The organism is Duganella sp. SG902 (genome assembly GCF_013376005.1).
In the GTDB taxonomy this organism is placed as follows: domain Bacteria; phylum Pseudomonadota; class Gammaproteobacteria; order Burkholderiales; family Burkholderiaceae_D; genus Rugamonas.
Genome location: NZ_JABMJK010000017.1, coordinates 92,753 through 117,393 on the forward strand (window position 1 = coordinate 92,753; position 24,641 = coordinate 117,393).

Below are 24,641 nucleotides of genomic sequence, written 5' to 3' on the forward strand. Positions count from 1 at the left end.
GGGGCGCAGCAACTTCGTTGTTTCGCGGCACAAATTTCGGTCTCATGAAATTTACTAATTAGAAATATCCATGTTTCATTGTTATCATTGGAGCTTTCCCAAAGATAACCTTGAGCGTCATGACTACCCCTGTCCTGCAGTCCGTCACCATCACCGACAACTCCACCATCGTCCTGCACTTTGACCGCGTGGTCGCCAGCGGCGATGGCAATATTGTGATCAGCGACGGCTACGCCCAGTCCTACTATGGCTCCGGGGGACTGAAGGAACGCATCGTCGGCGCCACCGACGCGCGCACGCTGTCGGCCGGCGATCCACAGATCACCTACGGCAAGGATGTCACGTTCCACCTCAACAGCGCGCTCAAGAACGGGTTGAGCTACAGCGTCACCATGAACGCCGGCGCGGTGGAGGAAAGCGATGGCGGCGGCGCCAACGCGGCCATCAGTTCGCCACGGCTGTTCAACTTTGTTGCCACCGGCACCGCAGCCCCGGTGGCCACGCCGGCGGCGGCGGTGGGCACCACCATTCACTTCACCGACACCGGCACCAACAGCAGCGACTACATCACCGCCGCGCGCGACCAGGTGGTGACCGGCACCTACACCGGCACGCTGGGCGCCAACGAGTTTGTCCAGGTGTCGCTGGACAACGGCGCCAGCTGGTACAAGGCCACCGTCAACAGCAGCGCCAAGACCTGGAGCTACAGCGGCCAGATCGACCTCGACAACCTGACCGAGGCCGCCGGCGGCGCCCTCGACGGCAACTTGCTGGCGCGCGTGAGCAACACCACCGGCGGCAGCAGCGCCCAGGCCAGCCATACCTACAGCTACAACAACCACCCGATCGAGATCGACGTCAGCAGCAACTTCACGTTTTCCGCCGACACCGGCGTCAGCGCCTCGGACCTGATCACCAAGACCGCGATCCAGACCATCAGCGGCACCTACTCCGGCTCGCTGCTCGCGGGCCAGACGCTGCAGGTGTCGGTCGACGGCGGCGCCAGCTGGGTCAGCGCCACCGCCAGCGCCGGCAGCTGGTCCAGCAGCACCAAGCTCACGCTGCAGAGTGGCACGCACGAGGTGCTGGCGCGCGTGACCGACGCCGCCGGCAACACCAGCGGCGTGGCCTCGTCCGAGTACACCTTGCTGACCAGCGCCGTGTCGCTGGCCGGCCACGCGCTGACGCTGCCCAGCGACAGCGACACCGGCGTCTCGCACAGCGACCGCATCACCTACTCGACGGAACTGGTCACGCTCGACGTGGCCGGCCTGCACGGCTTCCACGCCGGCGACACCATCGAGATCGTCGACACCAGCCACAGCTCGCAAGTGGTGGCCAGCTACGTGATCCAGGCGTCCGACCTGTACTACGGCCAGGACTACTTCAGCGTCGACCAGTACAACCCGACCGCGCGCACCTCGGTCAGCATCGCGCTCGGTTCGCTGAGCGAAGGCGCGCACACGCTGGCCGCGCGCATTGTCGACATCGCCGGCAATACCGGCACCGCCAGCGGCACCAGCGCCATCACCCTCGACAAGACCGCGCCGGTCATCTCCACATCGGCGCCGGTGGAAGACGCCACCGGGGTCAGCACCGGCATCACCAAGCTGACCTTCACCTTCAACGAGAACATCGCGGTGGAAGACGGCACCGTGGTCCAGATCCGGGATGACGACAATCCCGACAACATGCAGGAAGTCACGCTGTCGAGCAGCGCGGCCAGCGGCAAGACGCTGACCATCAACCTGAGCAGCGCACTCACCTCCGGCACCCATTACACGGTGCAGGGCGCGGCCATCAGCGACCTGGCCGGCAACTTCGGCATCACCGGCGACAACCCGATGCTGCACTTCACCACCGCCGGCACCTATAGCGGCGGTTCCTTGCCCGGCGCGCTGAGCATCAACTACGAAGACACGGCGCCGGCCTGGGACACCGATGCCAGCTCCACTCGCCACACCGACGGCATCACCAGCAACAACCGCATCAGCATCAGCGGCGTGGACAGCGGCGGCGACTGGTACTACCGCCTCGGCTCAAGCGACAGCTGGCACCTGGGCAGCGGCGATGGCTTCAACCTGACCGACGGCACCTACGCCATGGACAGCATTCAGGTCAAGCAAGTGGTCAGTGGCATGGACAGCCAGATCTCCAGCATCAGCGCCACGCTGGAAGTGGACACGGCGGCATCGGCCGCGCTGGTGGTGGGCCAGTCGTTCACGAGCGGCGCCAGCAGCATTGACGGCGGCATCACCGGCAGCACCGACACCTCGAACGAGCTGGTGGAAGTCAGCTTCGACCACGGCGCCACCTGGGTGCAGGCCACCACCACCTTTATCGGCTCGGGCGTATCGACCTGGGAGCTGAGCGGCGTCTCCGGCGAACTGGGCAACAACTACGCGCTGCGCCTGAGCGATGGCGCCGGCAACATCACGCCCTTCCCCGGCCAGACCACGGCGGGCGTGGCCTACTACCTGGCCGATGGCGGTGTCACCTTCAACCACGCGTCCGACAATTACACCACCGTGATCGGCGGCGACGGCGCGGACAGCATCACACTCGGCAATCACGCCCTGGTGTTTGGCGGCGACGGCGACACCGTCGTGGCGGGGTCGAATTCCACGGTCGGCGTGGGCGACAATGCCAGCGTGACGACAGGCGGCGGCAGCAACGTGGTCAGCGCCGGCTTGGCCGCCTCGGTCACCACCGGCAGCGGCGCGGACATCATCTCGCTGGACGGCTATGCCAGCGCCGTGGTGAGCGCGGGCGCCGGCGCCGATACGCTGAACCTGAACAATGACACCACGGCCTCGCTGTCCAATCTGTACAACTTTACCGGCATCGAGACCCTCAACTTCGGTTCCGACGGCACCAATAGCCTGGTCATTCTCGGCACCTCCAACGTGACGTCCTTTACCAGCGGCAGCCGCCTGAACATCACCAACACCGGCGGCGGCGACACCACCATCACGCTGGACAGCGCAGTCTGGCACGCGGACGGCACCTCGGGCGGCTACAACATCTATCACAACACGGGAGCGACGGTGACTGTGGCGGTGATCGTCGGCGTGCAAGTCGACCTGTCGTCCATCTCGGCGTAAGCGCTACAGGCTACGGCGCGAGCGGAACTCGCGCCATTCGCCGCTCAGCGGATCGATGAAGCTGATGGCGCGCGCCAGCAGCTGCAAGGGCTGCGACACGTCGTCCTGCTTGCACGGCAGGGCCACCGGATAGAAGGCGTCATTGACGATCGGGATGCCCAGCGACGACAGGTGCACGCGCAACTGGTGCTGGCGGCCGGTATGCGGATACAGGCGGTACAGGGTCAGTTCACCGCGATGCTCGACCACGTCGATCAGCGTTTCCGAATTCGGCTCGCCCTCCACCTCCTTCATGACGAAGAACTTGTCGCCCTCCACCATGCGGCTGCGATAGGTAAAGGGGAACTGCACATCGTGCAGGCGTGGCGCCAGCGCCTCGTATTCCTTGTCGATTACGCGCTTCTGGAACATGGACTGGTACACGCCGCGGCTGGCGGGGTTGCGCGAAAAGATCACCACCCCGGCCGTCTCGCGGTCGAGCCGGTGGATCGGCACCAGGTCTTCCTCTCCCAGCGTTTTGCGCAGCCGTACCAGCAAGGTCTCATGCAGGAAGCGGCCGGACGGTATCACCGGCAGGAAGTGCGGCTTGTCCACCACCACCAGATGCTCGTCCAGGTGCAGGATCTCCTCCTGGAACGGGATCGGCGTTTCCGGGTATTCCAGCTCGCGGTAGTAGAACATGCGCAGGCCGCGCTTGAAGCGGCTGGTGGGCAGCAACGGTTTGCCGTCGTTATCCACCACATCGCCGCGCGCCATGCGCTCGCGCCACGCCGCCTCGCTCACGTCCGGAAAGCGCGCCACCAGGAAGCTGATCATGTCAGGCCAGTCGCCCTCCGGCAGATACAGATAGCTGGGCGCGACGCCGTCGCGCATGGGCAGCGGGTGACGCGACATATCAGGTCTTGGGCAGCGCGAGCGAGCGGTATGGCGGCAGCTTGTTCGGGTCCAGGCCCTTGGCGCGCGCGTACACCGGCAGCACCAGATGCATATTGGCGTTCATCTCCTTGATGCGGTCCTTGCCGGCCGGGTGGGTCGACAGGAAGCTGATCGGCTGGTTCTTGTTGATCGCGCCCATCTTCTCCCACAGCGCGATACCGGCGCGCGGATCGAAACCGGCGCGCGCGGCCAGGTCCATGCCCACCAGGTCGGCCTCGGTCTCGTCGCTGCGCGAGAAGCTCAGCGAGGCCACCTTGGCGGCGCCGCTGCCGACCGCGTCGCCCAGGCGCGGATCGAGGCCGAAGTAGGCCGCGCCGGCGGCGCCGGCCACGCGGCCCAGCAGCGAGGTGACGTTGTTCTTGCCGGCCTGCTCGCGCGCGTGCTCGCGCAGCGCGTGGGCGATCTCGTGGCCCATCACCATCGCCACCTCGTCGTCGGTCAGATTCAGCTTGGTCAGGATGCCGTTGTAGAAGGCGATGCGGCCGCCCGGCATGCAGAAGGCGTTGACGGTGTCGGAGCGCAGCAGGTTGACCTGCCAGTCCCACTTGGCCGCATCCGGGTTCCAGCGCGTGGTGAACGGAATGATGCGCTTGGCGATGGCGCGCAGGCGGATCAGCTGCGGATTGGTGTCGGTGGCCACCGCGTCCTTCTTGTGCGCCTCGGACAGCATCTGGTTGTACTGCAGTTTCGACTGTTGATCGAACTGCGCGGCATCGGCGCCGGCCAGGCCGCGCATGCGCGACAGCTTGGAGACCGGGATACCGTCATCCTGCGCGTACAGCGACATGGCGCTGGTACAGAGCAGCAGCGCCAGCACGGCGCTCTTCAATTTAAACTTTTTCATGTCCACTATTCCACGGAGCGATTTTGGGCAGCATCATCATTGCAGGGAATGCAAGGATAAAGCATACGATAAAGAACCAGAACCATCCGGTTTCGGCAACAATATACCCTACCGAAGAATTGATGAATGTGCGCGGGACCGCAGCCAGGCTGGAAAACAGCGCGTATTGCGTGGCCGTGTAGCGCGGATCGGTGGCGCGCGACATGAAGGCCACCAGCGCCGCCGAGCCGAGGCCCAGGCTGGCGAACGCCTCGAAGCCGAACACGGCGCTCAGCAGCAGCTTGTCCGGGCCGACCTGCGCCAGCCAGGCGAAGCCGAGAATGGCGATCGCCTGCAGCACGCCAAACACCCACAGCGCGCGGTTGATACCCAGCTTGATCATCCAGATACCGCCCACGGCACCGCCGGCCAGGCTGGCCCACCAGCCGGTGGCGTTGGCCGCCAGGCCGATGTCCTTGGTGGAGAAACCGATATCGAGGAAGAATTTGGTCGACAGCGCGGTCGACATGGTGTCGCCGATTTTATACAGCAGCACGAAGGCGATGATGAACAGCGCCTGCTTCCAGCCATCGCGCCGCACGAATTCCAGGAAGGGCAGCACCACCGCCTCTTGCAGATTCTTCGGCGGCTCGCCGTACAGCGTCGGCTCCTTGGCCAGCAAGGTGCACACAAAGCCCGGCAGCATGAAGGCCGCCACGGTCCAGAACACGATCTGCCACGGCTGGCTGTCCGCCATCACCAAACCCAGCGCGCTCGGTATCAGGCTGGCGGCCTTGTAGGCGTTGACGATGATGGCCGCGCCCAGGCCCTGCTCCTCCTCCGCCAGAATCTCGCGCCGGTAGGCGTCGATCACCACGTCCTGGCTGGCCGACAGGAAGGCGATCAGGAACACCATGCCGGCGATCAGCGACAGCTCCAGCTTCGGGTCCAGCATGCCCAGGCCGCCGATGAAGGCGAACAGCGCCAGCTGGGTCAGCGCCATCCAGCCGCGCCGGCGGCCCAGCGGCAGCACCGTGTAGCGGTCCATGAACGGCGCCCACAGGAACTTGAAGGTGTAGGGGAACATCGCCAGGCCGAACAGGCCCAGCGCCTTGACGTCCAGCCCGGACTTGGCCAGCCACGCCTGCATCAGGTAGATCAGCGTGTAGAGCGGCAGCCCCGAACTGAATCCCAGGAACAGGATGGAGACGGTGCGTCCGTTGAGGTAGCTATGCCAGGGCCGGGTTTGGGTCATTTATTTTTTCCGTAGTCGGAACACGGCCAGATCGCCGCGCAGATTAGGCAGGAAGGATACACGTTTCCCCTCCGCCAGCGCTACACATTCGATCACTTCCAGCCCGCACTCCTCCGCCAGGTCGCGGAAATCGTTGATGGTGGCGCAGCGCAGGTTGGGGGTGTCGTACCATTCGTACGGCAGCGATTCCGACACCGGCATGCGGCCCTTCAGCAAGGCCACGCGGTGCGGCCAGTAGGCAAAATTCGGGAACGACACGATCGCCTCCTTGCCGACGCGGACGATGTCGCGCAGCAGCGCCTCGACGTGCTTCATCATCTGCAGCGAGGACAGGCACAGCACCGTGTCGAAGCTGTTGTTGCCGAACAGCGCCAGCCCCTTTTCCATGTCCTGCTGGATCACGCGCACGCCGCGCCGGGTGCTGGCCAGCACCTCGTCGTCGGCCAGCTCGATGCCGTAGCCGGTGCATTGCTTGTCGCTCTGCAGATAGTCCATCATCACGCCGTCGCCGCAACCCAGGTCCAGCACATGCGACCTGTCGCCAATCCAGTGGGCGATGAAGGCCAAGTCCGGCCGTGCCGCGCTCAATTCATTGAAGTTCATACCTTGCCCCCGATCTCGTTCCACACCTGGCCGTAATAGGCGCGCACCATGTTCATGTAGCGCGGATCCTCCAGCAGGAAGGCGTCGTGGCCATGGGGCGCGTCGATTTCCGCGTAAGTGACCTGGCGGCGGTTGCTGACCAGCGCACGCACGATCTCGCGGCTGCGCTCAGGCGAGAAACGCCAGTCGGTGGTGAAGGACGCCAGGAAGAACTTGGCCTTGGTACCGGCCAGGGTCTTGGCCAGGTCGCCGCCATGCAGGCGCGCGGGGTCGAAGTAATCGAGCGCCTTGGTGATCAGCAGGTAGGTGTTGGCGTCGAAGTATTCGCTGAACTTGTCGCCCTGGTAGCGCAGGTAGGATTCGATCTCGAAGTCGACGCCGAAATCGAACTTGTAGTCGCCGCTCTCGGCGAAGTCGCGCAGCTTGCGGCCGAACTTCTCCGCCATGTCGTCGTCCGACAGGTAGGTGATGTGGCCGACCATGCGCGCCACGCGCAGGCCGTTCTTCGGCACCACGCCGTGCTCGTAGAAGTCGCCGCCATGGTAATCGGGATCGGACAGGATGGCCTGGCGCGCCACGTCGTTGAAGGCGATGTTCTGCGCCGACAGCTTGGGCGTGGAAGCGATCACCACGCAGTGGCGCAGGCGCTCCGGATACATGATGGACCACGACAACGCCTGCATGCCGCCCAGCGAGCCGCCCATGACGGCGGCGAACTGCTGGATGCCCAGCGCGTCGGCCAGGCGCGCCTGCGCGGCCACCCAGTCTTCCACCGTCACCACCGGGAAGGCGGCGCCGTAAGGCTTGCCGGTGGCCGGGTTGACGTGCATCGGGCCGGTCGAACCGAAGCAGGAACCGAGGTTGTTAATCCCGATAACGAAGAACTTGTCGGTGTCCAGCGGTTTGCCCGGGCCGACCATATTGTCCCACCAGCCGGTGCTTTTCGGCTTGCCTTCGTATTCGCCGGCCACGTGGTGCGAGGCGTTCAGGGCGTGGCAGACCAGCACCGCGTTGGACTTGTCGGCGTTCAGCGTGCCGTAGGTTTCGTACATCAGCATATAGTCGCGCAGCGACGCGCCGCTTTGCAGGAGCAGGGGCTCGGCAAAATGCATGGTTTGCGGCTTAACGTATCCGAGGGATGACATCGTTGGTTTAGTTTTTTTGGGGGCGGCCCCACGGGCCATCTAACAAGGTGGAGCCGCGAGGGTGGGCTCCACCAGCTTTACATCAACTGCAATTGTTCGACCGCGTCTGCAATTACGTTGGGTTCCATCGAGCGCATGATCTTGCGGGTTTGCGGCATGATGCGCGCAAGGTCGCTGTTCAGGATTTCCTGCTTGACCGAGAGCAGTTGGGCTGGATGCATCGAGAATTCCCGCAATCCCATGCCCAGCAGCAGGCGTGTCAGTTTGACATCCCCCGCCATTTCGCCGCACACGGCGACGTCGATCCCGGCTTTATGCCCGGCCGCAATCGTCATCGAGATCAATTGCAGCACAGCCGGATGCAGCGGATTGTAAAGGTGTGCGACCTCATAATCAACCCGGTCGATGGCCAGCGTGTACTGGATCAGGTCATTGGTGCCGATCGACAGGAAGTCCATGCGCTTGACGAACATGGGCAGCGCCAGCGCGGCGGCCGGAATTTCGATCATGGCGCCGACGTCGACGTTTTCGTCGAACTTGACGTTCTGCTCGCGCAGCTCGGCCTTGGCTTGCGCCACCATGGCCAGCGACTGGTCGATCTCGAAAGCATGCGCCAGCATCGGGATCAGGATGCGCACCTTGCCGAACGCCGACGCGCGCAGGATGGCGCGCAGCTGCGTCAGGAAGATTTGCGGCTCCGCCAGGCAGTAGCGGATGGCGCGCAGGCCCAACGCCGGATTGAGCGCGGTCTGCTCGCTTTGATCGAGCGGCTTGTCGGCGCCGATGTCCAGCGTGCGGATGGTGACCGGGCGGCCCTTCATCGCCACCACGGCTTTCTTGTACTGCTCGAACTGCTCGTCCTCGGACGGGATCTTGCTGTTGCGGCCCATGAACAGGAACTCGGAACGGAACAGCCCCACGCCGTTGGCGCCCGCCTCCAGCGCGGCCGGGCAGTCGTCCGGCAGCTCGATGTTGGCCAGCAGGGTGATCTCGGTGCCGTCCTTGGTGATGGCCGGGGTTTTCTTCAGCTTCTGCAGTTTCTTGCGCGCGCGCGCGGCGGCGCCCTGGCGTTCGCGGTACTGCTCCAGCACCAGCGCGCTCGGATTGGCGATCACCACGCCGGCGTCGCCGTCGATGATCAGCCAGTCGTCCTGCTCGATCAGGGTGGAGGCGCCGGACATGCCGACCACCGCCGGAATGTCCAGCGAACGCGCGACGATGGCGGTGTGCGAGTTCTGGCCGCCGACGTCGGTCACAAAGCCGATGAAGGAGCGGTCGCGGAACTGCAGCATGTCGGCCGGCGAGATATCGTGCGCGACGATGATCATCTGCGGCTGGACCTCGTCATCGCCGCCATCGGCCTTGGGCAGCATCTGCTCGGTGCCCATCAGCACCTTGAGCACGCGCTCGGCCACCTGCTGGATGTCGGCCTTGCGTTCGCGCAGGTAGGGGTCTTCGATCTCGTCGAACTGCGCCGACAGCTCGTCGATCTGGGTCAGCAGCGCCCATTCGGCGTTGTAGTGGCGGGTGCGGATGATGTCGAGCGGCGCCTCCGAGATCATCGGGTCTGACAGGATCAGGGCGTGCACGTCGATGAACGCGCCCAGCTCCGTCGGCGCGTCCTTGGGCAGCTCGTTCCACAGCGTCTGCAGTTCCTTGTGCACGGCGGCCAGCGCCTGCTGCAGGCGCGTGACCTCGGCCTCGACCTGCTCCTCCGCCACCAGGTAGTGCTTGACGTCCAGCGCCGCCGGCGCCAGCAGGTGGGCGCGGCCGATGGCGATGCCGCGCGAGACCGGGATGCCGTGCAGGGTGAACGAGGCCATCGGCGGGCCTGCGGGGAAGCGGGGACGGCTGCGTTCCGCCGCCATTACTCGCCTTCGCCGAACTTGTCGTTGACCAGGGCGGTCAGGGCGGCGACGCAATCGCCTTCATCGTCGCCGTCGGCTTCCAGCAGGACCTTGGCGCCCTTGCCGGCCGCCAGCATCATCACGCCCATGATGGACTTGGCGTTGATGCGGCGCGCGTTACGCGTCAGCCAGACATCGCTTTTGTATTTTGCTGCCAGTTGGGTGAATTTGGCGGAAGCGCGCGCATGCAAACCAAGCTTGTTGATAATTTCGAGTTCTTGCTGAATCATTTTTCTTTTGTCTCAATCAGAGTGCGCATTGCTAAAAATTGGCCGGTGTTACCCGACCCGTGTCCGGTTGTCGACGCGCACCGCTCCACTTTGCGCGCCGGCCAGCGCCATCTCGACAACCACGTCCAGCGTGTCGCGGCGGTAGGTGATGGCGCGCAGCAGCATCGGCAAACTGATGCCCGCGATGACCTCCACCCGGCCGGCGTCGGCCAGCCGGTTGCAGCAGTTGGCCGGCGTGCCGCCCTTGACGTCGGTGATCACCAGCACGCCGTCGCCATCGTCCAGGCGCTTGATCGCCGCCGCCGCCAGATTCTGGACTTCGCCCAGGTCCTGGTCGGCGATCACGTCAATCGCTTCCAGGTGCTCGGTCGGACCACGAAACACATGGGCGCAGGCCGCGAGAAAGGCCGCCCCCAGTGGTGCGTGCGTCATAAGCAGTATGCCTACCATATTGTTAAACCGCCAGTGAGTATTGAAGATTTCATCGGCCCAGCGCCACCGCCGCCTCGACCGCATCGATGAAAGTCGCCGCCACCGGGAAGCCGGCTTGCTGGGTGATCTCCTGGAAACAGGTCGGGCTGGTGACGTTGACTTCGGTCAGGAAGTCGCCGATCACATCTAATCCTACCAGCAACAGGCCGCGGGCGGCCAATATCGGCCCCAGCGTGTTGGCGATTTCAAAGTCGCGCTCGGTCAGCGGCTGGGCCACGCCGATGCCGCCGGCCGCTAGGTTGCCGCGCACCTCGCCGTTTTGCGGGATGCGCGCCAGCGAGTACGGCACCGGCTTGCCGGCGATCACCAGGATGCGCTTGTCACCCTTGACGATGTCCGGGATATAGCGCTGGGCCATGATGGTTTGCCGGCCGTGCTGGGTCAGGGTCTCGATGATGGAGCCGAGGTTCATGCCGTCGGCGCCGACGCGGAAGATGCCGGCGCCGCCCATGCCGTCCAGCGGCTTGAGGATGATGTCGCCATGCTGCTTCTGGAACGCGCGCAGGCGCGCCTCGTCGGCCGTCACCAGCGTGGGCGAGGTGAACTGGCTGAACTGGGCGATGGCCAGCTTCTCATTGTGGTCGCGGATGGCGGACGGCTTGTTGAACACCATCGCGCCCTGCTTCTCGGCCAGCTCCAGCAGGTAGGTGCCGTACACGTATTCCATGTCGAACGGCGGGTCCTTGCGCTGGATGATGGCGTCGAACTCGCCCAGGTTGGTTTCGACCGGATCGGCCGCGCGATACCAGTCCTGGCTGTCGCCGGTCAGGGTGATCCGCGCCACCCTGGCGGTGACCACGCCCTGCTCCACCGCCATGTCCTTTTGCTCGAAGGCGTAGACGGCGTGGCCGCGCTTGCCCGCCTCGACCATCATGGCATAGGTGGAATCCTTGTAGGTCTTGAAGGTCGACAGCGGGTCGGCGAGGAAGGCGATTTTCATTGGGCGTTCAACAGTAGAGGTAATGGCTGATTTTAGTACACTTCCGGATTCGGATCCGTGCGCTCCATTTCCAGCGACGCCGCCAGCAGCGCCAGGCGCGCCACCACGCCATACACATAGAAGCGGTTCGGCGCCGCCGTGCCCGGCTTGGCCTTGAGATCGGGCACCGCGTGCTGCTGGGCGAACGCCAGCGGCACGTATTGCGAACCGGGCGCGTTGAGGTTCTGGTCGATGCCCTTCTCGGCGTGGATGCGGTAGAAGCCGCCCACCACGTAGCGGTCTATCATGTACACCACCGGCTCGGCCACCGCGCTCTCGATGCTTTCAAAGGTCGGCACGCCTTCCTGGATGATGAAGTCGGTCACTTCCTTGCCATCCTTGATGACAATCATCTTGTCGCGCTGGGCCTGGGTCAGGTCCATGATCTCGGCCGAATCCTTGATGGTCAGGATGCTGGTGCCGTAGGTGCCGGCGTCCGGCTTGACGATCACGAACGGCTTCTGGTCCTTGATGCCGTATTCCTTGTACTTCTTCTTGATCTTGGCCAGCAGCGCGTCGACATTGGCGGCGAGGCACTCGTAGCCCTCGCCGGTGCGGAAGTTGACCGCGTCGCACTTGGCGTGGAACGGATTCAGCATCCACGGATCGACGCCGATCAGCTTGCCGAACTTCTTGACCACCTCGTCGTAGGCGTTCATGTGGTTGCTCTTGCGGCGCAGCGCCCAGCCCGCGTGCGGCGGCGGCAGCAGGCTTTGCTCGTGGATGTTCTGCAGGATGTCCGGAATGCCGGCCGACAGGTCGTTGTTGAGCAAAATCGTGCACGGATCGAAATCCTTGAGGCCGACGCGGCGGCCGTTGGGCGAGCGCACCAGCGGCTCCACCACCAGCATATTGCCGTCCGGCAGCGGCAGCGGGGTCGGCTCGGTGACTTCCGGCGACAGCGAACCAAGCCGCACGTGCAAGCCGGTCTGGCGGAAAATCTGCATCAGGCGGGCCACGTTTTGCCAGTAAGTCGGGTGGCGCTGGGTGATTTCCGGTATCAGCAGCAGGTTGCGCGCGTCCGGGCAATACTTGTCGATCGCCGCCATGGCGGCTTGCACCGACAGCGGCAGCATCTCGGTGGCCAGCATGTTGAAGCCGCCCGGGAACAGGTTGGTATCCACCGGCGCCAGCTTGTAGCCGGCATTGCGCATGTCAACCGAGCAATAAAACGGCGGCGTGTGCTCCTGCCATTCGAGGCGGAACCAGCGTTCGATCGCGGGGGTGGCGGCCAGGATTTTTTCTTCCAGGTCGAGCAGGGGTCCGCTCAGGGCCGTGACGAGGTGGGGAACCATGTTTACATCCTTATTACCGTGCGGACTATGCCAAATGAGGGCAAAAACCCTATTTTAAAGGCAGGCAATAAAAAAAGCGCCCCGTGGGGCGCTTTTCGGATGCAATGTTGTTAATTAAGCATGGTAGGCGGATTCACCGTGGGTGGTGATATCCAGGCCTTCGCGCTCTTCCTCTTCCGGCACGCGCAGGCCGATGACGATGTCCACCAGCTTGTAGGCGATCACCGACACCACGGCCGACCAGATGATGGTCACGCCGACGCCGGTGGCCTGGGTGGTCACCTGGCCGATGATCGAGTAGTCGGCCGATGCCTTGTTGGCAACGTAGTCGAAGATGCCCTGGCCGCCCAGCGATGGTGCGGCGAACACACCGGTCAGCAGCGCGCCCAGGATACCGCCGACGCCGTGCACGCCGAACACGTCCAGCGAGTCATCCGCGCCCAGCAGGCGTTTCAGGCCGTTCACGCCCCACAGGCAGATCACGCCGGCCAGCAGGCCGATGATCAGGGCGCCCATCGGACCGACGAAGCCGCATGCCGGGGTGATGGCCACCAGGCCAGCCACCGCGCCCGAGGCGCCGCCCAGCATCGATGGCTTGCCCTTGAAGATCCACTCGGCGAACACCCACGACACGGTGGCGGCGGCGGTGGCCAGCAAGGTGTTGATGAAGGCCAGGCCGGCGATGTCGGCCGCTTCCAGTGCCGAACCGGCGTTGAAGCCGAACCAGCCCACCCACAGCAGCGACGCACCAATCATGGTCATGGTGACCGAGTGCGGCGCCATCGATTCGCGGCCGTAGCCGACGCGTTTGCCGATCATGTAGGCGCCGACCAGGCCAGCCACGGCGGCGTTGATGTGCACCACGGTGCCGCCGGCGAAGTCCAGCGCACCTTTTTGGAACAGGAAGCCGGCTTTGGCGGTTTCCGATGCCAGGGTGGCGGCGTCCTTGATCGCGTCCGGACCGGTCCAGAACCAGACCATGTGGGCGATCGGCAGGTAGGCGAAGGTGAACCAGATCACCACGAAGGCCAGCACGGCGGTGAACTTGGCGCGCTCGGCGAAGGCGCCGATGATCAGGCCGCAGGTGATGGCGGCGAAGGTGGCCTGGAACGCGACGTACACGAACTCAGGAATCACCACGCCCTTGCTGAAGGTGGCCGCGTACGAGAACGCGCCCTTGGCCGGATCCCAGATGCCGTTCAGGAAGGCACGGTCGAACTTGCCGAAGAAGGCGTTACCCTCGGTGAAAGCCAGCGAGTAGCCGTAGATGCACCACAGCACGATGATCAGGGCGAACACCATGAACACCTGCATCAGGATCGACAGCATGTTCTTGGAGCGCACCAGGCCGCCGTAGAACAGGGCCAGGCCGGGAATCGTCATCAGGATCACCAGCAGGGTCGAGACCATCATCCAGGCGGTGTCGCCCTTTTGCGGGACCGGCGCGGCAGGCGCGGCGGCTTCGGCCGGAGCGGCGGCGGCTGGCGCGGCGGCTGCCGGTGCCGCTGGCGCGGCGGCCGGGGCGGAGGCGACCGGGGCGGAGGCCACGGCGGCGGCTGGTGCTTCAGCCGGCTTGGCGTCCTGGGCGTGTACTGGGGCTGCCAGCGCGAACAGGATGGATACCCCAGCTAGCAAGCTCGTTATGGTTTTTTTCATTCTCATCATCCTCTTAAAGAGCTTCGTTGCCGGTCTCGCCGGTACGAATACGGATCACTTGTTCCAGGTTGTACACGAAGATCTTGCCATCGCCGATCTTGCCGGTGCGGGCGGCGCCTTCGATCGCCTCGATGGCCTGCTCGACCACGGCATCGTCCACCGCCGCCTCGATCTTGGTCTTCGGCAGGAAGTCCACCACATACTCGGCGCCACGGTACAGCTCGGTGTGGCCTTTCTGGCGGCCGAAGCCTTTTACTTCAGTCACGGTAATACCCTGCACGTTAATGGCCGACAGGGCTTCACGCACCTCGTCAAGCTTGAACGGCTTGATAATGGCGGTAATCAGTTTCATACGGGCCTCGCTTAGAAGGTTTTGGAAATGGTCAGGACAGCACCGGTTTTACCCAGGTTCTTCCCCTTTCCGACGTAGGCGTCCGTGTCGGCATAGACCGCCGCCAGTGCCACACTCACTACGCCGAAATCTTTGGTGACGCCGACCTTGTAATCGGTGTAGCTGGCCGCGCCGTTGTTCTTCACGTTCTGGTGGCCGACGTGCAGGTTCAGCACATAGCCGTCGTACACTTCGTTGTTGAACTGCGCGTCCAGGTAGCCCGAGTTCTTGCTGTCGGCGAAGCCGAACAGGTTGGTGGTCGAGTGCGAGTACTTGACCGAGAATGGGCCGGCGCTGATCTGGCCGTACAGTTCGAAGGTGTTGGCGCTTGGGTGCAGCTCGTTCGATGGGTAGGCGTAGTACAGGCCGCCGACGTCGTAGCTGAAGGTGTCGTTGATGGCGCCGCGCTTGCCACCGTAGATGTCCCATTCGATCGAGCCGTCGCCGCCGCCATCCTTGACCCACTTGATGTTGGTGGCCCAGGTGCCGACGTAGAAGCCGGTAGGGTTGTTCACGTAATCCGCGCCAACCTGCAGGGCTGGCTTGAGGCGGGTTTGCGAAATACCGCGGTAACGGTAATCGCTGACAACGGCAGCGTTATAGGTGACTTCGTTGTCTGGTTTCGCTTCAGGGGCGGGTGCCGCCTCCTCCGCGTGCGCCATGGATGCGAATGCTAAGGTCAACGCAGCGATCAAAGTGAGGTTCTTGGTCATTTTCATAGTTGTTTTTCCTGGTGAGTTGAACGTCATTAGCAGTTGCGGTTTAAAATCTTGTCAAGCGAAGCAATGAAAAGCATTCATTGCCTTCTTAGCAGAATGTGTGCCAGCTAACATTGACAACGGCCCGCGTGCCCCAAAGTGAGAATTGTCACGCCCCAAAACAGGAATATCGGCGATTTCGCACCACATTAACGCCGATCCGCACCATGATGGTGCATTGATGGACTAACCGGATCAAGGAATATTATGGATAAGAACAATTTTTTTAACGATTTGCAAAACAAGATCAGCCAGGCCATCGAAAACTCACCAGCAAAGGACATTGAAAAGAACGTCAAGTCCATGATGACGCAGGGTTTCGCCAAACTGGACCTGGTCACGCGCGAAGAGTTCGACATCCAGACCCAGGTGCTGGCCAAGACCCGCGCCAAGCTGGAGGCGCTGGAAACCCGCCTGGCCGAGCTGGAAAGCAAGATCAACCAATAAACGGTGGTTTGTGCTGGTCCGTTTGGGCTAGCGCAAAGCGACGCGGCGGGCGCGAGCTACGCTGGCGGCTGGTCCCTTTTCGCCGGTTCGCCTCATCATGTCGCTTGCCGTACTCAAAAGCCGCGCCCTGGCCGGCATGGAGGCGCAGGAAGTCAGCGTCGAAGTGCACCTGGCCAACGGCTTGCCGGCCTTCACCATCGTCGGCCTGGCCGACACCGAGGTCAAGGAAGCCAAGGACCGCGTCCGCGCCGCCATCCAGAACGGCGGCTTTGAATTCCCCGCCCAACGCATCACCGTCAACCTGGCGCCGGCCGACATGCCCAAGGAGTCCGGCCGCTTCGATCTGCCGATCGCGCTGGGCATCCTGGCCGCCTCCAAACAAATCCCCTCGCGCCGCCTGCATCAGTACGAGTTCGCCGGCGAGCTGTCGCTGTCCGGCGAATTGCGGCCGATACGCGGCGCGCTGGCCATGTCGCTGGCCACCCGGCGCGACGGCGGCTGCCTGGCCTTCATCCTGCCGATGGCCAACGCCGACGAAGCGGCGCTGGTATCCACCGCCGCCATCTACCCGGCCGAGTCGCTGCTGCAGGTGTGCGGCCACTTTGCCGGCAAGTCGGTGGACAGCATGCTGTCGCGCCACGAGGCGGCGCCACCGGCGGCAGCGCCCGAGTATCCCGACTTTGCCGACGTCAAAGGGCAGCGCATGGTCAAGCGCGCGCTGGAGGTGGCGGCGGCCGGCAACCACTCGGTGCTGCTGGTCGGCCCGCCAGGCTCGGGCAAGACCATGCTGGCATCGCGCTTTCCCGGTTTGCTGCCGGAGATGAGCGACGAGGAGGCGCTGGAGGCGGCCGCCGTGCAATCGCTGACCGGCGCCTTCCGCATCGAGCAGTGGAAGCAGCGGCCATTCCGCTCGCCCCACCACACCGCCTCCGGCGCGGCGCTGGTGGGTGGCGGCAGCGTGCCGCGTCCCGGAGAGATTTCGCTGGCGCATCGCGGCGTATTGTTTTTGGACGAGTTGCCGGAATTCGACCGCCGCGTGCTGGACGTGCTGCGCGAGCCGATGGAATCGGGACGCATCACCATCTCGCGCGCCGCCCGGCAAGCCGATTTTCCCGCGCACTTCCAGCTGATCGCCGCCATGAACCCCTGCCCTTGCGGCTACCACGGCCACGCCAGCGTCGCCTGCCGCTGTTCGCCGGACGTGCGGCTGCGCTATCAGGGCCGCGTGTCCGGCCCGCTGCTGGACCGCATCGACATCCAGATAGAGGTCGGCTCGGTCCACGCCGACATCCTCGCCGCCCCGGCCGACGGCGACCCGTCCGCCGTCATCGCCGCGCGCGTGCAGGCGGCGGCCGAGGCGCAGCGCCGGCGGCAGGGCAAACTCAACCAGCACCTGACGCCGCGCGAGATCGACCACTACTGCAAGCTCGACCGCCCCAGCAAGGCCCAGCTCAAGGACAGCATGACGCAATTCAAATGGTCGGGCCGCGCCTACCACCGCATCCTGCGCGTGGCCCGCACCATCGCCGATCTCGATCACTCGGCGATCATTCAACTCAAGCATGTGAAAGAGGCCATCCAATACCGCCGCGTGCTGAGCGAGTGATTCGATTGACTCGCTCATACGTCAATATAAAAAACGGTTTTATCATCCCATCGACATACCAAGTCCGGCGTGCTAGCTGCTATATTGCTCGCAGCCTATCTACGCCAGGATGATCATGACCCGCTTGCCTCTCTACCTCGCCGTCAGCGCCGCGCTGGCCGGTTGCGCCACAACCAGGGCGCCGACCGATTTCACCATCAACTCCGGCGGCCCGCGCGCACCGGAACAACTGGCGGTGACGTTCGAAAAGGTCAATCTGGCGCTACGCGTAGATCCCGCAAGCAAAAGCATCAGGGGCGACGCCGCTCTCACCTTCCTGTTGAAGGAGCCGCTGACGCGCATCGCGGTCGAGCTCGACCGCAACCTGCCCATCGACAGCGCCAGTGTGGACGGCGTCGCGCTCGCGCCAAACGCCATCAGCAATCCGGAGGGCCGCCTGTACCTGACCTTGCCCACGCCATTGCCGGCCGGCGCCCGCACCACGGTGCGCATCCAGTACCACGGCATGCCCACGGTCGCGAAAAAAGCGCCATGGGACGGCGGCTTCACCTGGAGCCAGACCAAGGATGGCCAGCCATGGATCGCCACCACCGTCGAAGGCGAAGGCTGCGACCTGTTCTGGCCGTGCATCGACCATCCGACCGGCAAGCCCCAGCTGATCGACCTGCACATCAGCGTGCCAGCGCCGCTGGTGGTGGCCGGCAACGGCGTCGCCACCGGCATGGAAGAAAAAGACGGCTGGCGCACCTACAACTGGCGCGCGAAAAACCCCAGCACCTACGGCGTCGCCCTCAACATCGGTCCCTACGAAACCCTGTCCGCCGACTACGCCAGCAGGTACGGCAACACCATCCCGCTACGCATGTGGTACCTGAAGGGTCACGACAAGGAAGCCCAGGGCCTGTTCAGCGAATTCAAGCCGATGCTGGATTTCTTTGAAAGCCGTATCGGCCCCTACCCGTTCGGCGACGAGAAGATGGGCGTGGTCGAAACCCCGCACCTCGGCATGGAACACCAGACCATCAACGCCTACGGCAATGGCTACGTCAAATCCCCTCTCGGCTACGACTGGCTGCTGCACCACGAGCTATCGCACGAATGGTTCGGCAACCAGATGACCAACGCCGACTGGGACGACATGTGGCTGCACGAAGGCTTCGGCTCCTACATGCAACCGCTGTACATGGAATCGCTGCGCGGCGAAATGGAATTTCAGAGCGCGCTGTTCGAGTTCCGCAAGCAAGTCAGCAACAAGGCGCCAGTGGTCAGCGGCAAGAGCCAGCGCATCGAAGACATCTACAAGGAAGAACGCGGCGGCCCCGGCCTCGACATCTACGTCAAGGGCGCGCTGATCCTGCACACGCTGCGCAACCTGATCGGCGACGAACCGTTCTTCACCGCCACGCGCCGCATGGTGTACGGCACCAACACGCCGGCGCCGGGCAGCTTCCAGCCGCGCTGGAGCAGCAGCAAGGAATTCATCCAGTTCGCCAACGAGGCCAGCGGCCGCGACCTGCAGTGGTTCTTCGACGCCTATCTTTATCGCGCCGCCCTGCCGGAACTGGTTGAGGAACGCGACGCCGGCAAACTCAAGCTCACGTGGAAACTGAAAGACGGCGGCGCCTTCCCGATGCCGCTCGAAGTGCGCATCAACAACCGCATCGAAAAGCTGGCCATGAGCGACGGCCACGGCGAAGTCGCGCTGCCGCCCAACGCCTTGGTCACCATCGATCCGCTGTCGCGTGTGTTGCGCCAGCAAAACCACATCGATGAATGGAAAGCCATCGAAGACAAGAAAAAGAAAGACAAGCAATGAAACGTTCACTGCCACTGATCCTGGCCCTGCTGCTGTCCGCCTGCAGCCCCAAGTACGACTGGCGCGACTACCGCAGCAATGACGCGCCCTATGCCGTGCTGTTCCCCGGCAAGCCCGCCACGCAAACCCGCAGCATCAAGCTCGACCAGCTGGACGTGAGCATGACCATGAGCGCGGCCGACATCGATGGCGTGGTATTCGCCGTCGGCAGCGCCCAGTTGGCCGACGCGACGCAAGCGCCGGCCGCGGTCGAGGCCATGAAAACCGCCATGGTGAAAAACATCAACGCCACCGTCACCAGCAGCAAGACGCTGGACAACGGCGCACTGGAAGTGGACGCCAGCGGCACCGAAAAAGGGCAAACCATGCGCCTGATCGGGCGCTTTATTGCCAAAGAAAAAAGAATCTACCAGGTGGTGGTGGTCGGCCCCGCCCGGCGCATCGACGCCGACAGCGTGGACACCTTCCTGACTTCCTTTAAACAGAATTAAAACCGGGTTCCTGGCTTAAAACATGCTTAATTGATGTGCGTCAGCGCTCAGACAAGTCCTTCCGTGGCTTGTAAAGTGACGGCCATGGGCATAAAGTTTATCCAACGGAACTAAGAAAGAACGCCATGTTAATCGCATTCAAATCCAAATCCAGCCCGGAAGTCCTGATGTACCAGGAGCATGCGCAGCGCATCCTGGACCTGCTGCACAAGAACCCGCAGCGCGGCGTGATCACCGCGGCCGAAGCGGCGGAGGCGCTGTCGATCCTCGAGCATGAGGTCGCGGAGAGCAAGCTGCACCCGGAAACCGACATCGAGCACGACATCCACGCCCACGCGCAGGAGGAAGGCGAAACCAAGGAACATGCGCAGGCACAGCGCGTCGGCTTCTCGGCCCGCGCCTTCCCGCTGCTGGAAATGCTGCGCACCGCCAAGGCGGAGAACGAGCACATCATCTGGGGCATCTAGTCGCCGCGCAGGGAGGCCTTGAGCGGTAAATCGATCGTGAAGCGCGTCCCGATGCCGAGCGCGCTGTCCACGCGGATCGAACCATCGAGCAACGACGTCACGATGTTATAGGTGACGCTCAGGCCGAGGCCATTGCCGCCCTGCCCCAGCTTGGTGGTGAAGAAGGGATCGAAAATCCGCGCCTGATGCTCCACCGGAATGCCCTTGCCGTCATCCTCGAACACGATGCGCACGCGCTCGACGCCCAGCTGCACCGCCCACATGCGGATCACGCCGCCGACGCGCTCCTCAAACGCGTGCAGCAGGGCGTTGTTGATCAGGTTGATGATGACCTGGCCGTAGGGGCCGGGGAAGCTGTCCAGCTCGATATCTTCCGGCATCTCCAGCACAATCTGGTGGCCGGCCTTGCGCACCTGGTTCTTCATCGTCATCACGATCTCGTGGCTGGCCTGGTGCAGATTGAACTTGCGCCGCTTGGCGCTGGCCTGGTCCACCGCCACCTGCTTGAAGCTGTTGACCAACTCGGCCGCGTTGCGCAGGCTGCGCATCAGCAGGGTCGACGCCTCGCGCGTGGCGTCGATGAAGTTGCGCAGGTCGGAGCGCCGCATGGTGCTGGCGTTGTTGAGCACCTCGATTTCCGTGGTCTTGTCCTCCAGCGTGCTGGCGATCACCAGGCTGTTGCCGATCGGCGTGTTCAACTCGTGCGCCACCCCGGCCACCAGCGATCCCAGGGCCGCCAGCTTCTCGCGCTCCACCAGCTGCTGCTGCGTGTCCTGCAATTGGCGATACGAATCGGCATTGGCGAACGCCACCGCCACGTAGGACGCCAGCGTGGTCAACATGTCGAGATCGATGCGATGGTAGGCGTTCTTGCGGTAGCTGTGCACCGTGATTACGCCGCGCACATGGCCGCTCACCGAGATCGGCACGTAGATCAGCGAGCGCGGCTCGGTCGGCAGGGAGCCGTCCTCCAGCGTGCCCATGTTCTCGGCGCCGGACACGAAGTCCAGGCTGCCGATATAGTGGTGGTATTCCTGCTCCAGGTCGTTGATGAACACTTCCCGCGCGTGGTTGATGCACCAGACCGCCAGCTGGTTGGGTTCGCGCATGCTGCGCGTGTACGGCGTGTAGCGCTTGCCGCGTTCCATCGCGAACGGATATTCGATCAACTCGCGCTCGGGCCGGTAAATGCCGATGCCGAACACGCTCGCATCCATCAGCGCGTGCACCTGCTGGTACAGCAGCGACATGATGGCCTCGCTGTCGAGATTGGCCGTGATGCGGCGGCCGATGTCGGACAGCAGCGAGATATTGCGGTGCGCGGCCTCGACGTTTTCCTTCTCGCGCTCGATCGATTCCTTCTGCCGCACCAGCTCGCGCGTGCGGCTGCCAACCTCCTGCTCCAGCTCCTGCTTCTGCAACACCAGCATGCGGATGCGGATGCGGAACAGCAGATAGGCCCCGCCCGCCACCAGGCCCGCCAGCAGCGTGCGGAACCACCAGGTTTTCCACAACGGCGGCGCGATCGTTAGCTCCACCGACACCGGCTCGCTGCTCCACACGCCATCCTTGTTGGCGGCCTTCACGCGGAACACATAGCGGCCCGGGTCGAGATTGGTATAGGTGGCAAAGCGCTTGCCGGCATCGGTGGTGACCCAGTTCGGATCGAAGCCCTCCAACTGGTAGGCGTAGCGGTTGCGCTGCGGATCGGCGTAATGCATGGCCGCGAACTCGAACGAGAAGACCGCATCGCGATACGACAGCGCCAACTGCTTCGCCTGGTAGAGCGGCCCCTGCTTCAGCACATCCTGACGCCCGGCGCCATCCTGGATCGACTGGTTAAAGACCGAAAAGTCGGTGATGGACACCGGCGGCGCATACGGATTGTCACGGATATTGGCCGGCTGGAACGCGGTCACGCCTTCCAGACCGCCGAAGTACAAGGTGCCATCGGGCGCGCGGTAGCCGGCGCCGATGAAGTACGAGCCATCGCTCAGGCCGTCCTTGGAGGTGTAGTTCCGGAACACCCCCGTCTCCGGATTGAACGCCGAGATGCCGGCGGTGGTGCTGATCCACAAGCGCCCCTGCGCGTCGCCGAGGATGGCGCCGATCGGATCGGGCGAACGACCGCCGCCCGGTGGATAAAAGCGGAAATGCGGTTTGCCGTCATTCCCCACGCGCGCCATGCACAAGCCGGCCGCCGTGCCGATCCAGATGCGCTCCTGTTGATCCTGGTACAGATAGTGCACGCGGTTGTGGCTCAGGCTGTCGCGATTGGCGGGATCGTGCCGGTGGTGCCGGAATTTGCCGGTGGCGCGGTCAAAACGATCTAAACCGTTTTCCGTGCCGACCCACAGATTGCCGCGCTGATCTTCCAGCAGCGAATAAACGCGCCCGGCCAGGCTGTCGGCACCGCCGGCGTCGGCGCGGTAGACCTGCATCTCCAGCGTCCGCGGATCAATCCGGTACAGCGCGGTGCGGGTGCCCACCCAGATCGCGCCGTCGCGCGTCACCAGCAAGCGCTGCACCGACCGCGACGACGGCTCGTCGCCCAACGGCACCGGCGTGTAACGCCCGCTCGCCGGGTCGCGCCAGGACAGGCCGCTGATGGTGCCCACCCACAAGCGGTCCTGCTGATCGGTCGCCAGCGCCATCAGCTGATCGGCTGGCGGCGCGGCGGCGCCTTGCTCTTCATTGGAATGGAAACTGACCTTGGCTTGCGCCGGATCCAGCAAGGCCAGGCCGGTGCCGGCGCCCAGCCACACCTTGCCGCCGGGCGCGCCGGTAATCGCCCGCACCTTGTCGCTGCCAAGGCCGGGCAACACACCGGAGTGCTCGGTATAGCTTTCGAAACCGCCGCTGTTCAAGTCGACGTAGTCGACGCCGGTGTACCAATTGCCCACCCAGAGCGTGCCGGTGCGGTCCTGGTACAGGGCGCTGATCTGGTTTTCGCTGATGCCGTGGCGGTTCAGATTGTCGCGCTCGTAGCTGTAGTAACGTCCGCTCTTGGGATCGCGCCGCTTCAAGCCATCGGTGAAGGTGCCGAACCACAGCGTGCCGTCGCGGTCATGCAGCAGCTTGGGCACGCGCGCCTCGGCCAGATCGACCGGCACCGAGGGCGACAGCCGCTCCGCCGAACCGCCATGCAGGCGCCACGCCTGCACACCACGCCTGGTGCCCGCCCACAGCACGCCATCCGGCCCGAGCGACAGCGACATGATGTCATTTCCCAGCGATCGTTCCTGCGTACCGAAATGGCGGAATTGCGAACTGCCGGCGGGCAGCATCTCCAGTCCGCGTGCCGTGCCGACCCACAGATTGCCATCGGGATCGAGCGCCAGCCCGCCAACGTGGTCATCGTTGATGGTGCTGGCATCCGCGTCGGCGTGGCGCAGCGCGCGCGCCTGGCCAGTGGCGGGATCGAAATGCTGCAAGCCCTCGCTGGTGACCAGCCACAGTCCCTGCTTGCCATCGCCGATGATGTTGACCACGGCCAGTTTGGTCAACACATGGCTGAAGCTCTGCGTCACGGGATCATAGCAGTCGAGGCCGCCCTTGTTGCCTACCCATAGCTGGCCGGCGGCATCCTGGTAGAGCGCCTGCACGTAGTTGTCCTGCAGGCTGCGCGGATTGGCGGGATCGTTCTTGAAGGTGGTGACGCGATAACCGTCGTAGCGGTTCAAGCCGGCCTGGGTGCCCAGCCACATATGACCGTGACGGTCCTGCAGGATGCTCGCCACCGACTCTTGCGTGAGTCCCTGCTCGACGCCCAAGCGTTCAAACCGCAGGGTCAGCGGGGCAGCTTGCGCCGTGGACAGCGCGAATAAGAGCAAAAAAACAGCACGCATAGAGTTGCATCTCCGATATGCCGGCCATTTTAATGCACAAAAGCAAAAAAGCCCCGCCGGATTTCATCCTGACGGGGCTTTTTCTAATAACTAGCTTGACGATAACCTACTTTCACACTGGTTGCAGCACTATCATCGGCGTAGAGTCGTTTCACGGTCCTGTTCGGGATGGGAAGGGGTGGGACCGACTTACTATGGTCATCAAGCTTTGACTTGTATGCGGCGCGAGGCGCCGCGCAATCTGGAAGAAGTAAAGTTTGGGTAGCACTCACCATCATAGTAAATGCGCATAACCGTCAAGGTTATAGGGACAAGCCGTACGGGCAATTAGTATCAGTTAGCTTAATGCATTACTGCACTTCCACACCTGACCTATCAACGTCCTGGTCTCG

The 24,641-nt window shown here is 63.7% G+C and carries 20 protein-coding genes and 2 rRNA genes; 6 read left to right on the forward strand and 16 right to left on the reverse strand.

Features of this window, described 5'->3' with window-relative positions; genetic code table 11:
* The first annotated feature begins 119 nt into the window (after nucleotides 1–119).
* On the forward strand, nucleotides 120–3,104 hold the full coding sequence (locus FHW83_RS26170) for an S-layer family protein (protein ID WP_176649302.1): 2,985 nt from the start codon (nucleotides 120–122) through the stop codon (nucleotides 3,102–3,104).
* Between the two features lie 3 nt (nucleotides 3,105–3,107).
* Here FHW83_RS26170 and FHW83_RS26175 read toward each other — a convergent pair whose 3' ends face one another.
* From FHW83_RS26175 to FHW83_RS26235, 13 genes are all read right to left on the reverse strand, one after another.
* Complete coding sequence (locus FHW83_RS26175) at nucleotides 3,108–3,998, reverse strand: pseudouridine synthase (RefSeq protein ID WP_176649303.1); 891 nt, start codon at nucleotides 3,996–3,998, stop codon at nucleotides 3,108–3,110.
* Nucleotide 3,999: 1 nt separating this feature from the next.
* Entirely contained in the window at nucleotides 4,000–4,884 is an 885-nt protein-coding gene (locus FHW83_RS26180) for a M48 family metallopeptidase (RefSeq protein WP_176649304.1), read from the reverse strand.
* On the reverse strand, nucleotides 4,871–6,118 hold the full coding sequence (locus FHW83_RS26185) for an AmpG family muropeptide MFS transporter (protein WP_176649305.1): 1,248 nt from the start codon (nucleotides 6,116–6,118) through the stop codon (nucleotides 4,871–4,873). Before FHW83_RS26185 ends, FHW83_RS26180 begins: the two co-directional genes overlap by 14 nt.
* Nucleotides 6,119–6,721 carry a methionine biosynthesis protein MetW gene (gene metW, locus FHW83_RS26190; protein ID WP_176649306.1) on the reverse strand — a complete coding sequence of 201 codons (603 nt, stop codon included), beginning with the start codon at nucleotides 6,719–6,721 and terminating at the stop codon, nucleotides 6,119–6,121. It abuts the gene before it with no gap.
* Nucleotides 6,718–7,833, reverse strand: coding sequence for a homoserine O-acetyltransferase (locus FHW83_RS26195; RefSeq protein ID WP_229224371.1), 1,116 nt, complete (start codon nucleotides 7,831–7,833; stop codon nucleotides 6,718–6,720). Before FHW83_RS26195 ends, metW begins: the two co-directional genes overlap by 4 nt.
* Before the next feature lie 110 nt (nucleotides 7,834–7,943).
* Nucleotides 7,944–9,689, reverse strand: a complete 1,746-nt coding sequence (ptsP, locus tag FHW83_RS26200) for a phosphoenolpyruvate--protein phosphotransferase (protein ID WP_176649320.1) — start codon at nucleotides 9,687–9,689, stop codon at nucleotides 7,944–7,946.
* A 44-nt stretch (nucleotides 9,690–9,733) separates the two neighbouring features.
* On the reverse strand, nucleotides 9,734–10,003 hold the full coding sequence (locus FHW83_RS26205; protein ID WP_154360511.1) for an HPr family phosphocarrier protein: 270 nt from the start codon (nucleotides 10,001–10,003) through the stop codon (nucleotides 9,734–9,736).
* 48 nt (nucleotides 10,004–10,051) lie between these two features.
* Complete coding sequence (locus FHW83_RS26210; RefSeq protein ID WP_176649308.1) at nucleotides 10,052–10,453, reverse strand: PTS sugar transporter subunit IIA; 402 nt, start codon at nucleotides 10,451–10,453, stop codon at nucleotides 10,052–10,054.
* A gap of 31 nt (nucleotides 10,454–10,484) precedes the next feature.
* Nucleotides 10,485–11,435 carry a glutathione synthase gene (gshB, locus tag FHW83_RS26215; protein ID WP_176649309.1) on the reverse strand — a complete coding sequence of 317 codons (951 nt, stop codon included), beginning with the start codon at nucleotides 11,433–11,435 and terminating at the stop codon, nucleotides 10,485–10,487.
* Nucleotides 11,436–11,467: 32 nt separating this feature from the next.
* Nucleotides 11,468–12,769 carry a glutamate--cysteine ligase gene (gshA, locus tag FHW83_RS26220; protein ID WP_176649310.1) on the reverse strand — a complete coding sequence of 434 codons (1,302 nt, stop codon included), beginning with the start codon at nucleotides 12,767–12,769 and terminating at the stop codon, nucleotides 11,468–11,470.
* Between the two features lie 114 nt (nucleotides 12,770–12,883).
* Nucleotides 12,884–14,425 (reverse strand): ammonium transporter, encoded by a 1,542-nt coding sequence (locus tag FHW83_RS26225; protein WP_176649311.1) that lies wholly within the window; start codon nucleotides 14,423–14,425, stop codon nucleotides 12,884–12,886.
* Nucleotides 14,426–14,438: 13 nt separating this feature from the next.
* Complete coding sequence (locus tag FHW83_RS26230) at nucleotides 14,439–14,777, reverse strand: P-II family nitrogen regulator (protein WP_092279474.1); 339 nt, start codon at nucleotides 14,775–14,777, stop codon at nucleotides 14,439–14,441.
* An 11-nt stretch (nucleotides 14,778–14,788) separates the two neighbouring features.
* On the reverse strand, nucleotides 14,789–15,535 hold the full coding sequence (locus tag FHW83_RS26235; RefSeq protein WP_176649312.1) for a TorF family putative porin: 747 nt from the start codon (nucleotides 15,533–15,535) through the stop codon (nucleotides 14,789–14,791).
* Nucleotides 15,536–15,781: 246 nt separating this feature from the next.
* On the opposite strand from FHW83_RS26235, the gene FHW83_RS26240 reads away from it, so the two are divergent.
* The 5 genes from FHW83_RS26240 (at nucleotide 15,782) to FHW83_RS26260 (ending at nucleotide 20,401) form a co-directional block, all read left to right on the forward strand.
* Complete coding sequence (locus tag FHW83_RS26240; RefSeq protein ID WP_155468325.1) at nucleotides 15,782–16,021, forward strand: accessory factor UbiK family protein; 240 nt, start codon at nucleotides 15,782–15,784, stop codon at nucleotides 16,019–16,021.
* A 97-nt stretch (nucleotides 16,022–16,118) separates the two neighbouring features.
* The gene (locus FHW83_RS26245) at nucleotides 16,119–17,627 is read left to right on the forward strand and encodes a YifB family Mg chelatase-like AAA ATPase (RefSeq protein ID WP_176649313.1); all 1,509 of its coding nucleotides are present in this window, start codon (nucleotides 16,119–16,121) and stop codon (nucleotides 17,625–17,627) included.
* A 115-nt stretch (nucleotides 17,628–17,742) separates the two neighbouring features.
* Complete coding sequence (locus FHW83_RS26250) at nucleotides 17,743–19,443, forward strand: M1 family metallopeptidase (protein ID WP_176649314.1); 1,701 nt, start codon at nucleotides 17,743–17,745, stop codon at nucleotides 19,441–19,443.
* Nucleotides 19,440–19,934 (forward strand): hypothetical protein, encoded by a 495-nt coding sequence (locus FHW83_RS26255; RefSeq protein WP_176649315.1) that lies wholly within the window; start codon nucleotides 19,440–19,442, stop codon nucleotides 19,932–19,934. Before FHW83_RS26250 ends, FHW83_RS26255 begins: the two co-directional genes overlap by 4 nt.
* A gap of 125 nt (nucleotides 19,935–20,059) precedes the next feature.
* Nucleotides 20,060–20,401 (forward strand): DUF1840 domain-containing protein, encoded by a 342-nt coding sequence (locus FHW83_RS26260; protein WP_176649316.1) that lies wholly within the window; start codon nucleotides 20,060–20,062, stop codon nucleotides 20,399–20,401.
* Here FHW83_RS26260 and FHW83_RS26265 read toward each other — a convergent pair.
* From FHW83_RS26265 to FHW83_RS26275, 3 genes are all read right to left on the reverse strand, one after another.
* On the reverse strand, nucleotides 20,398–24,249 hold the full coding sequence (locus tag FHW83_RS26265) for a two-component regulator propeller domain-containing protein (RefSeq protein ID WP_176649317.1): 3,852 nt from the start codon (nucleotides 24,247–24,249) through the stop codon (nucleotides 20,398–20,400). The two genes, FHW83_RS26260 and FHW83_RS26265, sit on opposite strands and share 4 nt — an antisense overlap.
* Before the next feature lie 93 nt (nucleotides 24,250–24,342).
* Nucleotides 24,343–24,455 (reverse strand): 5S ribosomal RNA (gene rrf, locus FHW83_RS26270).
* A gap of 100 nt (nucleotides 24,456–24,555) precedes the next feature.
* Nucleotides 24,556–24,641: ribosomal RNA gene (locus tag FHW83_RS26275) — 23S ribosomal RNA — on the reverse strand; the annotation flags it as partial.

What these genes read in the sequence shown, in the direction of transcription:
- FHW83_RS26170 (WP_176649302.1), top strand. Translation starts at nt 120, where the DNA reads ATGACTACCCCTGTCCTGCAGTCCGTCACCATCACCGACAACTCCACC.
- FHW83_RS26255 (WP_176649315.1), top strand. Translation starts at nt 19,440, where the DNA reads ATGAAACGTTCACTGCCACTGATCCTGGCCCTGCTGCTGTCCGCCTGC.
- FHW83_RS26225 (WP_176649311.1), bottom strand. Translation starts at nt 14,425, where the DNA reads ATGAAAAAAACCATAACGAGCTTGCTAGCTGGGGTATCCATCCTGTTC.
- metW (WP_176649306.1), bottom strand. Translation starts at nt 6,721, where the DNA reads ATGAACTTCAATGAATTGAGCGCGGCACGGCCGGACTTGGCCTTCATC.
- FHW83_RS26175 (WP_176649303.1), bottom strand. Translation starts at nt 3,998, where the DNA reads ATGTCGCGTCACCCGCTGCCCATGCGCGACGGCGTCGCGCCCAGCTAT.
- FHW83_RS26185 (WP_176649305.1), bottom strand. Translation starts at nt 6,118, where the DNA reads ATGACCCAAACCCGGCCCTGGCATAGCTACCTCAACGGACGCACCGTC.
- FHW83_RS26260 (WP_176649316.1), top strand. Translation starts at nt 20,060, where the DNA reads ATGTTAATCGCATTCAAATCCAAATCCAGCCCGGAAGTCCTGATGTAC.
- FHW83_RS26265 (WP_176649317.1), bottom strand. Translation starts at nt 24,249, where the DNA reads ATGCGTGCTGTTTTTTTGCTCTTATTCGCGCTGTCCACGGCGCAAGCT.
- gshB (WP_176649309.1), bottom strand. Translation starts at nt 11,435, where the DNA reads ATGAAAATCGCCTTCCTCGCCGACCCGCTGTCGACCTTCAAGACCTAC.
- FHW83_RS26180 (WP_176649304.1), bottom strand. Translation starts at nt 4,884, where the DNA reads ATGAAAAAGTTTAAATTGAAGAGCGCCGTGCTGGCGCTGCTGCTCTGT.
- gshA (WP_176649310.1), bottom strand. Translation starts at nt 12,769, where the DNA reads ATGGTTCCCCACCTCGTCACGGCCCTGAGCGGACCCCTGCTCGACCTG.
- FHW83_RS26235 (WP_176649312.1), bottom strand. Translation starts at nt 15,535, where the DNA reads ATGAAAATGACCAAGAACCTCACTTTGATCGCTGCGTTGACCTTAGCA.
- FHW83_RS26230 (WP_092279474.1), bottom strand. Translation starts at nt 14,777, where the DNA reads ATGAAACTGATTACCGCCATTATCAAGCCGTTCAAGCTTGACGAGGTG.
- FHW83_RS26245 (WP_176649313.1), top strand. Translation starts at nt 16,119, where the DNA reads ATGTCGCTTGCCGTACTCAAAAGCCGCGCCCTGGCCGGCATGGAGGCG.
- FHW83_RS26195 (WP_229224371.1), bottom strand. Translation starts at nt 7,833, where the DNA reads ATGCATTTTGCCGAGCCCCTGCTCCTGCAAAGCGGCGCGTCGCTGCGC.
- FHW83_RS26210 (WP_176649308.1), bottom strand. Translation starts at nt 10,453, where the DNA reads ATGGTAGGCATACTGCTTATGACGCACGCACCACTGGGGGCGGCCTTT.
- FHW83_RS26205 (WP_154360511.1), bottom strand. Translation starts at nt 10,003, where the DNA reads ATGATTCAGCAAGAACTCGAAATTATCAACAAGCTTGGTTTGCATGCG.
- FHW83_RS26250 (WP_176649314.1), top strand. Translation starts at nt 17,743, where the DNA reads ATGACCCGCTTGCCTCTCTACCTCGCCGTCAGCGCCGCGCTGGCCGGT.
- FHW83_RS26240 (WP_155468325.1), top strand. Translation starts at nt 15,782, where the DNA reads ATGGATAAGAACAATTTTTTTAACGATTTGCAAAACAAGATCAGCCAG.
- ptsP (WP_176649320.1), bottom strand. Translation starts at nt 9,689, where the DNA reads ATGGCCTCGTTCACCCTGCACGGCATCCCGGTCTCGCGCGGCATCGCC.